General features: G+C 54.4%; 19 protein-coding genes. All 19 read left to right on the top strand.

The window, feature by feature from the left end; translation table 11 throughout:
• Positions 1-114 precede the first annotated feature (114 nt).
• Positions 115-486: a 30S ribosomal protein S12 gene (rpsL, locus tag PLD_RS01405; protein WP_003186084.1), complete on the top strand. Its 372-nt coding sequence runs from the start codon at positions 115-117 to the stop codon at positions 484-486.
• A gap of 111 nt (positions 487-597) precedes the next feature.
• Positions 598-1,068, top strand: coding sequence for a 30S ribosomal protein S7 (rpsG, locus tag PLD_RS01400; RefSeq protein ID WP_007925959.1), 471 nt, complete (start codon positions 598-600; stop codon positions 1,066-1,068).
• A 30-nt stretch (positions 1,069-1,098) separates the two neighbouring features.
• Positions 1,099-3,246, top strand: coding sequence for an elongation factor G (gene fusA / locus PLD_RS01395; RefSeq protein ID WP_159889136.1), 2,148 nt, complete (start codon positions 1,099-1,101; stop codon positions 3,244-3,246).
• Positions 3,247-3,280: 34 nt separating this feature from the next.
• Positions 3,281-4,474 carry an elongation factor Tu gene (gene tuf / locus PLD_RS01390; RefSeq protein WP_159889133.1) on the top strand — a complete coding sequence of 398 codons (1,194 nt, stop codon included), beginning with the start codon at positions 3,281-3,283 and terminating at the stop codon, positions 4,472-4,474.
• A gap of 140 nt (positions 4,475-4,614) precedes the next feature.
• Positions 4,615-4,926, top strand: a complete 312-nt coding sequence (gene rpsJ / locus PLD_RS01385) for a 30S ribosomal protein S10 (protein ID WP_003186070.1) — start codon at positions 4,615-4,617, stop codon at positions 4,924-4,926.
• Positions 4,927-5,006: 80 nt separating this feature from the next.
• Positions 5,007-5,642, top strand: a complete 636-nt coding sequence (gene rplC, locus PLD_RS01380; RefSeq protein ID WP_007924205.1) for a 50S ribosomal protein L3 — start codon at positions 5,007-5,009, stop codon at positions 5,640-5,642.
• A gap of 12 nt (positions 5,643-5,654) precedes the next feature.
• On the top strand, positions 5,655-6,257 hold the full coding sequence (gene rplD, locus PLD_RS01375; RefSeq protein ID WP_007924200.1) for a 50S ribosomal protein L4: 603 nt from the start codon (positions 5,655-5,657) through the stop codon (positions 6,255-6,257).
• Positions 6,254-6,553, top strand: a complete 300-nt coding sequence (rplW, locus tag PLD_RS01370; RefSeq protein ID WP_002555488.1) for a 50S ribosomal protein L23 — start codon at positions 6,254-6,256, stop codon at positions 6,551-6,553. Before rplD ends, rplW begins: the two co-directional genes overlap by 4 nt.
• Before the next feature lie 14 nt (positions 6,554-6,567).
• A complete protein-coding gene (gene rplB, locus PLD_RS01365; RefSeq protein ID WP_011063775.1) occupies positions 6,568-7,392 on the top strand; it encodes a 50S ribosomal protein L2 in 825 nt (274 codons plus the stop codon).
• Positions 7,393-7,408: 16 nt separating this feature from the next.
• On the top strand, positions 7,409-7,684 hold the full coding sequence (rpsS, locus tag PLD_RS01360) for a 30S ribosomal protein S19 (RefSeq protein WP_002555486.1): 276 nt from the start codon (positions 7,409-7,411) through the stop codon (positions 7,682-7,684).
• Positions 7,685-7,697: 13 nt separating this feature from the next.
• Entirely contained in the window at positions 7,698-8,030 is a 333-nt protein-coding gene (gene rplV / locus PLD_RS01355) for a 50S ribosomal protein L22 (protein ID WP_003103908.1), read from the top strand.
• A 13-nt stretch (positions 8,031-8,043) separates the two neighbouring features.
• Positions 8,044-8,730: a 30S ribosomal protein S3 gene (rpsC, locus tag PLD_RS01350; RefSeq protein ID WP_007924192.1), complete on the top strand. Its 687-nt coding sequence runs from the start codon at positions 8,044-8,046 to the stop codon at positions 8,728-8,730.
• Positions 8,731-8,742: 12 nt separating this feature from the next.
• Complete coding sequence (rplP, locus tag PLD_RS01345) at positions 8,743-9,156, top strand: 50S ribosomal protein L16 (RefSeq protein ID WP_003228729.1); 414 nt, start codon at positions 8,743-8,745, stop codon at positions 9,154-9,156.
• Positions 9,156-9,347 (top strand): 50S ribosomal protein L29, encoded by a 192-nt coding sequence (gene rpmC, locus PLD_RS01340; RefSeq protein WP_002555481.1) that lies wholly within the window; start codon positions 9,156-9,158, stop codon positions 9,345-9,347. Before rplP ends, rpmC begins: the two co-directional genes overlap by 1 nt.
• Before the next feature lie 2 nt (positions 9,348-9,349).
• Complete coding sequence (gene rpsQ, locus PLD_RS01335) at positions 9,350-9,616, top strand: 30S ribosomal protein S17 (RefSeq protein WP_003194644.1); 267 nt, start codon at positions 9,350-9,352, stop codon at positions 9,614-9,616.
• Positions 9,617-9,639: 23 nt separating this feature from the next.
• On the top strand, positions 9,640-10,008 hold the full coding sequence (gene rplN, locus PLD_RS01330) for a 50S ribosomal protein L14 (protein ID WP_002555479.1): 369 nt from the start codon (positions 9,640-9,642) through the stop codon (positions 10,006-10,008).
• An 11-nt stretch (positions 10,009-10,019) separates the two neighbouring features.
• A complete protein-coding gene (rplX, locus tag PLD_RS01325) occupies positions 10,020-10,334 on the top strand; it encodes a 50S ribosomal protein L24 (protein ID WP_007896770.1) in 315 nt (104 codons plus the stop codon).
• Positions 10,335-10,354: 20 nt separating this feature from the next.
• Complete coding sequence (gene rplE, locus PLD_RS01320; protein ID WP_003210069.1) at positions 10,355-10,894, top strand: 50S ribosomal protein L5; 540 nt, start codon at positions 10,355-10,357, stop codon at positions 10,892-10,894.
• A 13-nt stretch (positions 10,895-10,907) separates the two neighbouring features.
• Complete coding sequence (gene rpsN, locus PLD_RS01315; RefSeq protein WP_003228726.1) at positions 10,908-11,213, top strand: 30S ribosomal protein S14; 306 nt, start codon at positions 10,908-10,910, stop codon at positions 11,211-11,213.
• Positions 11,214-11,254 lie beyond the last annotated feature (41 nt).

Below are 11,254 nucleotides of genomic sequence, written 5' to 3'. Positions count from 1 at the left end.
GGGCCTTGCCTTGACTGGGGGCAAGATCCTCTTTAGACTCTTGTACCCCTAAATTTGGTGGAGCTTGTGCTCTGCCATTTTGTTTATGTCGAAAGACAACAGTGGAGCTAGTAGATGGCAACTATCAACCAGCTGGTACGTCAGCCGCGTAAGCGTATCGTCGAGAAATCCGACGTGCCTGCGCTGCAGAACTGCCCGCAACGTCGTGGCGTGTGCACTCGTGTGTATACCACTACGCCGAAAAAACCTAACTCGGCATTGCGTAAAGTATGTCGTGTGCGTCTGACCAACGGTTTCGAGGTTTCCTCGTACATCGGTGGTGAAGGCCACAACCTGCAAGAGCACAGCGTCGTACTGATTCGCGGCGGCCGTGTAAAAGACTTGCCAGGTGTTCGTTATCACACCGTTCGTGGTTCCCTGGATACTTCCGGCGTTAAAGGTCGTAACCAAGGTCGTTCGAAGTACGGTACCAAGCGTCCGAAGTAATCGGCCGTTTTGCAGTTTTTAATTTTATTGAGTCGATAAGAGTAAGGTCGGGCACCCATCCATTGGATCAGTTGTCCCGAGCTAACCTGAAGACCGTTTGAGGGCTTATCAATGCCAAGACGTCGCGTAGCAGCCAAACGTGAGATTCTGGACGATCCGAAATACGGAAGCCAGATCCTCGCCAAGTTCATGAACCACGTAATGGAAAGCGGCAAAAAAGCCGTTGCCGAGCGTATTGTTTATGGCGCGCTGGAAAAAGTGAAAGAGCGCAAGAACAGCGATCCCCTGGAAATCTTCGAGAAAGCTCTCGACGCCATCGCTCCGCTGGTCGAAGTGAAGTCGCGCCGCGTAGGCGGTGCTACTTACCAGGTTCCGGTCGAAGTTCGTCCGTCCCGTCGTAACGCTCTGGCAATGCGCTGGTTGGTAGACTTCGCCCGCAAGCGCGGTGAAAAGTCTATGGCTCTGCGTTTGGCTGGCGAACTGCTGGACGCTGCCGAAGGCAAGGGTGCTGCAGTTAAGAAGCGTGAAGACGTTCACCGTATGGCTGAAGCCAACAAGGCTTTCTCGCACTACCGCTTCTAATTTCAGCATCATTCATTTTGCGAGGGCTTTATGGCTCGTACTACAGCAATCAACCGCTACCGTAACATTGGTATCTGTGCCCACGTTGACGCGGGCAAGACTACCACTACCGAGCGGATCCTGTTTTACACAGGTCTCAGCCACAAGATGGGTGAGGTGCATGACGGCGCTGCTACCACCGACTGGATGGTGCAGGAGCAGGAGCGCGGTATTACCATTACCTCCGCTGCTGTAACTACCTTCTGGAAAGGTTCGCGCGGCCAATACGATAACTATCGTGTGAACGTTATCGACACCCCCGGCCACGTAGACTTCACCATTGAAGTAGAGCGCTCTTTGCGTGTACTCGACGGCGCGGTCGTTGTGTTCTGCGGTACTTCCGGTGTTGAGCCTCAGTCTGAAACCGTATGGCGTCAAGCCAACAAGTACGGTGTTCCACGTGTTGTTTACGTGAACAAGATGGATCGTGCTGGTGCTAACTTCCTGCGTGTTGTTGGTCAGATCAAGAACCGTCTGGGCCACACCCCGGTTCCGGTTCAGCTGGCTATCGGCGCTGAAGATAACTTCGAAGGTCAGGTTGATCTGATCAAGATGAAGGCGATCTACTGGAACGACGATGACAAGGGTACTACCTATCGCGAGGAAGAAATTCCTGCCGATATGCTGGACCTGGCTAACGAGTGGCGTTCCAACATGGTTGAAGCTGCTGCTGAAGCCAATGAAGAGTTGATGAACAAGTACCTCGAAGAAGGTGACCTGACTGTCGAAGAAATCAAGGCCGGTCTGCGCGCGCGCACCTTGGCCAGCGAAATCGTTCCGGCTGTCTGTGGTTCTTCGTTCAAGAACAAGGGCGTTCCCTTGGTGCTTGATGCTGTCATCGACTTCCTGCCTGCTCCTACCGAAATCCCGGCGATCAAGGGTATCCATCCGGATCTCATCGAGAAGCCGAAGGATGAGTTGGTAGAGGCGGATTACGATGAGCGTCATGCGGATGATGCTGAACCGTTCTCGGCGCTGGCATTCAAGATCGCTACTGACCCGTTCGTTGGTACTCTGACTTTCGTGCGCGTTTACTCGGGCTTCCTGAGCTCGGGCGACTCCGTGATCAACTCGGTCAAGGGCAAGAAAGAGCGCGTTGGTCGTATGGTGCAGATGCACGCTAACCAGCGCGAAGAGATCAAGGAAGTGCGTGCAGGTGATATCGCCGCGCTGATCGGTATGAAGGATGTCACCACTGGTGACACTCTGTGCGATCTCGACAAGCAGATCATTCTTGAGCGTATGGACTTCCCTGAGCCTGTGATTTCGGTAGCAGTAGAGCCGAAAACCAAGCAGGACCAGGAAAAGATGGGTATTGCACTGGGCAAGCTGGCTCAGGAAGATCCGTCGTTCCGCGTCAAGACTGACGAAGAGACCGGTCAGACCATCATTTCCGGTATGGGTGAGCTTCACCTGGATATTCTCGTTGACCGCATGAAGCGCGAATTCAACGTCGAAGCCAACATCGGCAAGCCGCAGGTTTCGTACCGCGAGAAGATCAGCAAGAGCAACGTTGAGATCGAAGGCAAGTTCGTTCGTCAGTCCGGCGGTCGCGGTCAGTTCGGTCACTGCTGGATCCGTTTCTCGGAGCCGGATGTCGATGCGAGTGGCAACATCACCGAAGGTCTGGTCTTCACCAACGAGGTTGTTGGTGGTGTGGTTCCTAAGGAATACATCCCGGCTATCCAGAAGGGTATCGAAGAGCAGATGAAGAACGGCGTCGTTGCCGGTTATCCGCTGATCGGCCTGAAGGCTACCGTGTTCGATGGTTCCTACCACGACGTCGACTCCAACGAGATGGCGTTCAAGGTGGCGGCCTCCATGGCGACCAAGCAGCTGGCCCAGAAGGGTGGCGGCGTTGTGCTCGAGCCGATCATGAAGGTTGAAGTGGTAACCCCAGAGGACTACATGGGTGACGTGATGGGTGACCTGAACCGTCGTCGTGGTCTGATTCAGGGTATGGATGACTCGGTGTCCGGCAAGGTTATCCGTGCTGAAGTGCCACTGGGTGAAATGTTCGGTTATGCAACTGACGTTCGTTCCATGTCTCAGGGTCGCGCGAGCTACTCCATGGAATTCTCCAAATACGCCGAGGCTCCGTCGAACATCGTCGAAGCTCTCGTTAAAAAACAAGGCTGATTCAGTCTCCCCTTTAGGCTAGGAGTTAATTGTCGTGGCTAAAGAAAAATTTGAACGTAACAAACCGCACGTCAACGTTGGCACTATCGGTCACGTTGACCACGGTAAAACCACTCTGACTGCTGCTCTGACTCGCGTTTGCTCCGAAGTTTTCGGTTCGGCCAAGGTCGACTTCGACAAGATCGATAGCGCCCCAGAAGAGAAAGCTCGTGGTATCACCATCAACACTGCCCACGTAGAGTACGATTCGCACATTCGTCACTACGCGCACGTTGACTGCCCAGGTCACGCCGACTACGTCAAAAACATGATCACTGGTGCTGCCCAGATGGACGGCGCGATCCTGGTTTGCTCGGCTGCTGATGGTCCGATGCCGCAAACTCGTGAGCACATCCTGCTGTCTCGTCAGGTTGGCGTTCCGTACATCGTTGTCTTCCTGAACAAGGCTGACATGGTTGACGACGCTGAGCTGCTGGAACTGGTTGAGATGGAAGTGCGCGACCTGCTGAGCACTTACGACTTCCCAGGTGATGACACTCCAATCATCATCGGTTCGGCTCTGATGGCTCTGAACGGCCAAGACGATAACGAAATGGGTACCACCGCTGTTAAGCGTCTGGTAGAAACTCTGGACAGCTACATCCCAGAGCCAGAGCGTGCAATCGACAAGCCATTCCTGATGCCGATCGAAGACGTATTCTCGATCTCCGGTCGCGGCACCGTGGTAACTGGTCGTGTTGAGCGTGGTATCGTTCGCATTCAGGAAGAAGTTGAGATCGTTGGTCTGCGCGATACTCAGAAAACTACCTGCACCGGCGTTGAAATGTTCCGCAAGCTGCTCGACGAAGGTCGTGCTGGCGAGAACTGCGGCGTTCTGCTGCGTGGTACCAAGCGTGATGACGTTGAGCGTGGCCAGGTTCTGGTTAAGCCAGGTACCGTTAAGCCGCACACCAAGTTCACCGCTGAAGTTTACGTTCTGAGCAAAGAAGAAGGCGGCCGTCATACTCCGTTCTTCAAAGGCTACCGTCCACAGTTCTACTTCCGTACGACTGACGTGACTGGTAACTGCGAGCTGCCAGAAGGCGTTGAAATGGTAATGCCAGGTGACAACATCCAGATGACTGTCACTCTGATCAAAACCATCGCGATGGAAGATGGTCTGCGTTTCGCTATTCGTGAAGGCGGTCGTACCGTCGGTGCTGGCGTCGTAGCCAAAGTTATCGAGTAATCGACGACTCATGAAGAAGCCCCCGCTTGCGGGGGCTTTTTTATTGGGTTGACACTCTGTGGGGCCGTCTATAGAATTGCGCCTCCTTTTAACGGGCGTATTGCGCCCGGTGGGAATAGCAGCCTGGAGTCTGAAATCCAATGCAAAATCAGCAAATCCGTATCAGGTTGAAGGCTTTCGACCATCGCCTGATCGACCAATCCACCCAGGAAATCGTGGAAACCGCGAAACGTACTGGTGCTCAAGTGCGTGGTCCAATTCCACTGCCTACCCGTAAAGAGCGGTTCACCGTTCTGGTCTCCCCGCACGTCAACAAAGACGCGCGTGACCAGTACGAGATCCGTACTCATAAGCGTGTTCTGGACATCGTCCAGCCGACGGATAAAACCGTTGATGCACTTATGAAGCTTGATCTTGCGGCAGGTGTGGAAGTGCAGATCAGCCTCGGCTAAGACTCGGTCTTAGTCGTGTAACGCTCTGAAATGGGCGGCCATAGCGGGTGAAAGCCCCGTACACTCATGAGGTTTACAACATGACTATTGGTGTAGTCGGTCGTAAATGCGGTATGACCCGTATTTTCACCGAAGAAGGTGTCTCCATTCCGGTCACGGTCATTGAGATCGAGCCGAATCGCGTCACCCAGTTCAAAACTGAAGAAACCGATGGCTATCGTGCAGTGCAAGTCACTGTAGGTGAGCGTCGTGCTTCGCGCGTGACTGCTGCTCAGGCAGGTCACTTCGCTAAAGCGAACGTTGCTGCTGGTCGTGGCGTTTGGGAATTTCGTCTTGAAGAAGGCGAGTACCAAGCTGGCGATCTGATCAATGCAGAAATCTTCGCAGCTGGCCAACTGGTAGATGTTACCGGTCAGTCGAAAGGTAAAGGCTTCGCCGGTACCATCAAGCGTTGGAATTTCCGCGGTCAAGATAACACCCACGGTAACTCCGTTTCCCACCGCGTCCCGGGCTCTATTGGCCAGTGCCAGACTCCTGGTCGTGTATTCAAGGGCAAAAAAATGTCCGGTCATATGGGCGCTGAGCGCGTGACCGTGCAGTCCCTGGAAGTAGTGCGCGTCGACGCTGAACGCAATCTGTTGTTGGTCAAGGGTGCTGTTCCTGGCGCTACTGGCGGCAACCTGGTTGTACGTCCGGCGGCCAAGGCTCGCGGTTAAGGGGAAGCTGACATGCAATTAAATGTAAATGACGCTCAAGCGATCGAAGTTTCCGAACTGACATTTGGCGGCGAATTCAACGAGACGCTGGTTCACCAAGCAGTCGTGGCCTACATGGCCGGCGGCCGTCAAGGTAGCAAGCAGCAAAAGACCCGTTCCGACGTTTCCGGTGGCGGCAAGCGCCCATGGCGTCAGAAAGGTACTGGCCGTGCTCGTGCCGGTACTATCCGTAGCCCAATCTGGCGTGGCGGCGGTACCACTTTTGCAGCTCGTCCTCAGGATCACTCCCAGAAGCTGAACAAGAAGATGTATCGCGCAGCAATGCGTTCCATCCTTGCTGAGCTGGTGCGTACTGATCGTCTGGTCGTGGTTCAGGATTTCGCTGTTGAAACTCCGAAAACCAAAGATCTGCTGGGCAAACTGAACAACATGAGCCTGACCGACGTTCTGATCGTGTCGGACGCTGTTGATCAGAACCTGTACCTGGCTGCTCGTAACCTGCCACACGTCGACGTTCGTGACGTGCAGGGTTCCGATCCAGTTAGTCTGATCGCATACGACAAAGTGTTGATCACTGTGTCGGCCGTGAAGAAATTCGAGGAGCTGCTGGGATGAACCAGGAACGCGTATTTAAAGTTCTGCTTGGCCCGCACGTTTCCGAGAAGGCTACGGTTCTGGCAGACAAGAAAGGCCAGTTCGTTTTCAAGGTTGCTACTGATGCAACCAAGCTGGAAATCAAGAAGGCCGTCGAAAGCCTGTTCAGCGTGAAAGTGGAGCGCGTTACTACCCTGAATGTTCTGGGTAAGAGCAAGCGTACCGCTCGCGGTCTGGGCAAGCGTAATGACTGGAAGAAGGCAGTTATCTCCCTTCAGCCAGGCCAAGATCTCGATTTCAGCAGCAGTGCTGAGTAAGGAAGGGGTGCATCATGGCAATCGTTAAATGCAAACCGACTTCCCCTGGCCGCCGTTTTGTGGTCAAGGTGGTCAATCAGGAGCTGCATAAAGGCGCTCCTCACGCACCGCTGCTCGAGAAGAAGTCGAAGTCTGGTGGTCGTAACAACAATGGCCGTATTACCACTCGTCACGTTGGTGGTGGTCATAAGCAGCATTACCGTCTGGTCGACTTCCGTCGCAACGACAAAGATGGCATCGCTGCCACTGTCGAGCGTATCGAATACGATCCAAACCGTACTGCTCACATCGCTTTGCTGCTGTACGCAGATGGCGAGCGTCGCTACATCATCGCCCCTAAAGGCGTGAGCGCTGGCGACCAGCTGATCGCAGGTGCTTTGGCACCGATCAAGCCGGGCAACGCTCTGCAACTGCGCAACATTCCAGTTGGTAGCACCGTACACGGCATCGAACTGAAGCCAGGTAAAGGCGCGCAAATCGCTCGTTCGGCTGGTGCTTCGGCTCAGTTGGTCGCTCGTGAAGGTGTCTACGTGACCCTGCGTCTGCGTTCTGGTGAGATGCGTAAAGTGCTGGCTGAGTGCCGTGCGACCCTGGGCGAAGTCTCGAACTCCGAGCACAGCCTGCGTTCGCTGGGTAAAGCTGGTGCCAAACGCTGGCGTGGCGTTCGCCCAACCGTTCGTGGTGTTGCCATGAACCCGGTTGACCACCCACATGGTGGTGGTGAAGGTCGTACCTCTGGTGGTCGTCATCCGGTATCGCCATGGGGCTTCCCGACTAAGGGCGCGAAGACTCGTGGTAATAAGCGTACCGACAAAATGATCGTCCGTCGTCGCAAGTAAATAGAGGGATACGACAGTGCCACGTTCTCTGAAAAAAGGTCCTTTTATTGATCTTCACCTACTGAAGAAGATCGAAGTGGCGGCGGAAAAGAACGATCGCAAACCAGTTAAGACCTGGTCGCGCCGTTCCATGATCCTGCCACAAATGGTCGGTCTGACCATTGCTGTGCATAACGGTCGTCAGCATGTTCCAGTTCTTGTGAACGAAGACATGGTCGGCCACAAACTGGGCGAGTTCGCCGGTACCCGTACATATCGCGGGCACGTGGCTGACAAGAAAGCCAAGCGTTAAGGGGTAAGGAACGATGGAAGTAGCCGCTAAGTTGTCGGGCGCTCGAATCTCCGCCCAGAAAGCCCGCTTGGTCGCCGACCAGATCCGCGGGAAGAAGGTGGGCGAAGCGCTCAACCTGTTGGCTTTCAGCAGTAAGAAAGCCGCCGAGATCATGAAGAAAGTGCTGGAGTCGGCCGTAGCCAACGCCGAGCATAACGAAGGCGCAGACGTTGATGACCTGAAGGTCTCCACCGTTTTCGTCAACGAAGGGCGTTCGCTGAAGCGCATCATGCCACGTGCCAAAGGCCGTGCTGATCGCATCGTCAAGCGGTCTTGCCATATCACTGTCAAGGTTGCTGACAAGTAACGGAGTCGAAGAGATGGGTCAGAAAGTACATCCCATTGGCATTCGCCTGGGAATCGTCAAGGAGCACACCTCCGTCTGGTACGCAGACGGTCGGACTTATGCGGACTATTTGCTCGCAGATCTGAATGTGCGTGAGTATCTCCAAGACAAACTAAAAAGCGCGTCCGTAAGCCGTATCGATATCCATCGTCCGGCTCAAACTGCACGCATCACCATCCACACCGCTCGTCCCGGCATCGTGATCGGCAAGAAAGGTGAAGATGTTGAGAAGCTGCGTCAGGACCTGACCAAGCAAATGGGTGTGCCTGTGCACATCAATATCGAAGAGATCCGCAAGCCGGAGCTCGACGGTATGCTGGTTGCGCAGAGCGTAGCTCAGCAGCTGGAGCGCCGCGTAATGTTCCGTCGTGCTATGAAGCGCGCCGTACAGAACGCCATGCGTATTGGTGCCAAGGGCATCAAAATCCAAGTGAGCGGTCGTCTCGGCGGTGCTGAAATCGCACGTACTGAATGGTATCGCGAAGGTCGTGTGCCACTGCACACCCTGCGTGCCGATATCGACTATGCCACCTACGAAGCTCACACCACTTACGGTGTGATCGGTGTGAAGGTTTGGATCTTCAAAGGCGAAGTAATTGGTGGTCGCCAAGAAGAGCTGAAGCCACAAGCACCAGCGCCTCGTAAAAAAGCTGCTAAGTAAGGGGTACGCCAAATGTTGCAACCAAAGCGTACGAAGTTCCGCAAGCAAATGACCGGCCACAACCGTGGTCTGGCATTGCGCGGTAGCAAAGTCAGCTTCGGCGAGTTCGCGCTGAAGTCTGTTGCTCGTGGTCGTCTCACCGCTCGTCAGATCGAGTCAGCGCGTCGTGCTCTGACCCGTCACGTAAAACGTGGTGGCAAGATCTGGATCCGTGTATTCCCGGACAAGCCTATTTCCAAAAAACCACTCGAAGTTCGGATGGGTAAAGGTAAGGGTAACGTCGAATACTGGGTTGCCCAGATTCAGCCAGGCAAAGTCCTGTATGAAATCGAGGGTGTTTCTGAAGAGCTGGCGCGTGAGGCTTTCGCCCTGGCTGCTGCAAAGCTGCCGCTCGCCACCTCCTTTGTTAAACGGACGGTGATGTGATGAAAGCGAATGAACTTCGTGAAAAATCCGCACAGCAGCTGAACGAGCAACTGCTCGGCCTGCTGCGCGACCAGTTCAATCTGCGTATGCAGAAAGCAACTGGCCAGTTGGGGCAGTCTCATCTGCTCTCGCAAGTTAAGCGTGACATCGCTCGCGTGAAGACTGTGCTCAACCAGCAGGCAGGTAAGTAATCATGGCTGAAGCCGAAAAAACTGTCCGTACGCTGACTGGCCGTGTTGTCAGCGACAAGATGGACAAGACCATCACCGTTCTGATCGAGCGTCGCGTTAAGCACCCTATCTACGGTAAATACGTTAAGCGTTCGACTAAGCTGCACGCGCACGACGAAACCAATCAGTGCCACATCGGCGACAAGGTCACTATTCGTGAAACTCGTCCGATGGCCAAGACCAAGTCTTGGGCCCTGGTTGATGTTCTCGAACGCGCTGTGGAAGTCTAAGGGCTAGGGGTCGGAGAAATTATATGATTCAGACTCAATCCATGCTCGATGTGGCCGATAACAGCGGCGCTCGCCGCGTTATGTGCATCAAGGTGCTGGGTGGCTCCCATCGTCGTTACGCTGGTATCGGTGACATCATCAAAGTGACCGTCAAGGAAGCAATTCCTCGCGGTAAGGTGAAGAAAGGCCAGGTGATGACTGCTGTTGTGGTCCGCACTCGCCACGGTGTTCGTCGTGCAGACGGCTCCATCATCCGCTTTGACGGCAACGCTGCTGTTCTGTTGAACAACAAGCAAGAGCCGATCGGCACCCGTATCTTTGGGCCAGTGACCCGTGAGCTTCGTACTGAGAAGTTCATGAAGATCGTCTCGCTCGCCCCAGAAGTGCTGTAAGGAGATCCGACATGCAAAAGATTCGTCGTGACGACGAGATCATCGTGATCGCCGGCAAAGACAAAGGTAAGCGCGGTAAGGTGCTTAAGGTTCTGGCTGATGACCGTCTGGTCGTCGGTGGCCTGAACCTGGTCAAGCGTCATACCAAGCCTAACCCGATGTCGGGCGTACAGGGCGGTATCGTCGAGAAAGAAGCGCCACTGCACGCTTCCAACGTCGCCATTTTCAACGGCGAAACCAACAAGGCTGACCGCGTTGGTTTCAAAGTAGAAGACGGCAAAAAAATTCGTGTCTTCAAGTCGACCCAAAAAGCGGTTGATGCTTGAACACTGCTAGGTAGAAGACCATGGCACGACTAAAAGAGATTTACCGGAAGGAAATCGCTCCGAAACTTAAGGAAGAACTTAAGCTTTCGAACGTGATGGAAGTTCCGCGCGTTACCAAAATCACCCTGAACATGGGTCTGGGCGAAGCAATCGGCGACAAAAAAGTCATCGAGCATGCTGTTGCTGACCTGGAAAAGATCACCGGCCAAAAAGTCGTTGTGACCTACGCTCGTAAATCCATCGCTGGCTTCAAAGTCCGCGAAGGATGGCCGATCGGCGTCAAAGTGACCTTGCGCCGTGAGCGTATGTACGAATTCCTGGATCGTCTGCTGTCGATCTCCCTGCCTCGGGTTCGCGACTTCCGCGGCCTGAATGCCAAGTCCTTCGATGGTCGTGGTAACTACAGCATGGGCGTGAAAGAGCAGATCATTTTCCCGGAAATCGATTACGACAAGATCGATGCTCTCCGCGGTCTGGACATTACCCTGACCACCACTGCCAAGAACGATGATGAAGGCCGCGCTCTGCTGCGTGCTTTCAAATTCCCGTTCCGCAACTGATTGGAGTAGGAAAATGGCCAAGAAGAGCATGAAAAACCGTGAGCTGAAGCGTCAGCTCACCGTTGCCAAGTACGCCACCAAGCGTGCAGCGCTGAAAGCGATCATCGTGGATCTGAACGCAAGTCCAGAAGCGCGCTGGGAAGCTACCGTGGCTCTGCAGAAGCAGCCACGTGACGCAAGCGCCTCGCGCATGCGTAACCGCTGCCGCCTGACTGGTCGTCCGCATGGCGTTTATCGCAAGTTCGGCCTTGGCCGTAACAAGCTGCGTGAAGCTGCAATGCGTGGTGACGTACCAGGTCTGGTTAAAGCCAGCTGGTAATAGCTATTAAAGTCGCGGTGACCGGGCTCGTAAGATCCCGA

The sequence above is a fragment of the Pseudomonas sp. LD120 genome (genome assembly GCF_009861525.1).
Classification (GTDB): domain Bacteria; phylum Pseudomonadota; class Gammaproteobacteria; order Pseudomonadales; family Pseudomonadaceae; genus Aquipseudomonas.
This window is presented reverse-complemented; position numbering and strand designations above follow the sequence as displayed.

What these genes read in the sequence shown, in the direction of transcription:
- rplC (WP_007924205.1), top strand. Translation starts at nt 5,007, where the DNA reads ATGACTATTGGTGTAGTCGGTCGTAAATGCGGTATGACCCGTATTTTC.
- rplE (WP_003210069.1), top strand. Translation starts at nt 10,355, where the DNA reads ATGGCACGACTAAAAGAGATTTACCGGAAGGAAATCGCTCCGAAACTT.
- fusA (WP_159889136.1), top strand. Translation starts at nt 1,099, where the DNA reads ATGGCTCGTACTACAGCAATCAACCGCTACCGTAACATTGGTATCTGT.
- rpsL (WP_003186084.1), top strand. Translation starts at nt 115, where the DNA reads ATGGCAACTATCAACCAGCTGGTACGTCAGCCGCGTAAGCGTATCGTC.
- rpsQ (WP_003194644.1), top strand. Translation starts at nt 9,350, where the DNA reads ATGGCTGAAGCCGAAAAAACTGTCCGTACGCTGACTGGCCGTGTTGTC.
- rplW (WP_002555488.1), top strand. Translation starts at nt 6,254, where the DNA reads ATGAACCAGGAACGCGTATTTAAAGTTCTGCTTGGCCCGCACGTTTCC.
- rpsG (WP_007925959.1), top strand. Translation starts at nt 598, where the DNA reads ATGCCAAGACGTCGCGTAGCAGCCAAACGTGAGATTCTGGACGATCCG.
- rpsJ (WP_003186070.1), top strand. Translation starts at nt 4,615, where the DNA reads ATGCAAAATCAGCAAATCCGTATCAGGTTGAAGGCTTTCGACCATCGC.
- rpmC (WP_002555481.1), top strand. Translation starts at nt 9,156, where the DNA reads ATGAAAGCGAATGAACTTCGTGAAAAATCCGCACAGCAGCTGAACGAG.
- rplB (WP_011063775.1), top strand. Translation starts at nt 6,568, where the DNA reads ATGGCAATCGTTAAATGCAAACCGACTTCCCCTGGCCGCCGTTTTGTG.
- rplN (WP_002555479.1), top strand. Translation starts at nt 9,640, where the DNA reads ATGATTCAGACTCAATCCATGCTCGATGTGGCCGATAACAGCGGCGCT.
- rplV (WP_003103908.1), top strand. Translation starts at nt 7,698, where the DNA reads ATGGAAGTAGCCGCTAAGTTGTCGGGCGCTCGAATCTCCGCCCAGAAA.
- rpsN (WP_003228726.1), top strand. Translation starts at nt 10,908, where the DNA reads ATGGCCAAGAAGAGCATGAAAAACCGTGAGCTGAAGCGTCAGCTCACC.
- rplD (WP_007924200.1), top strand. Translation starts at nt 5,655, where the DNA reads ATGCAATTAAATGTAAATGACGCTCAAGCGATCGAAGTTTCCGAACTG.
- rplP (WP_003228729.1), top strand. Translation starts at nt 8,743, where the DNA reads ATGTTGCAACCAAAGCGTACGAAGTTCCGCAAGCAAATGACCGGCCAC.
- rpsC (WP_007924192.1), top strand. Translation starts at nt 8,044, where the DNA reads ATGGGTCAGAAAGTACATCCCATTGGCATTCGCCTGGGAATCGTCAAG.
- rplX (WP_007896770.1), top strand. Translation starts at nt 10,020, where the DNA reads ATGCAAAAGATTCGTCGTGACGACGAGATCATCGTGATCGCCGGCAAA.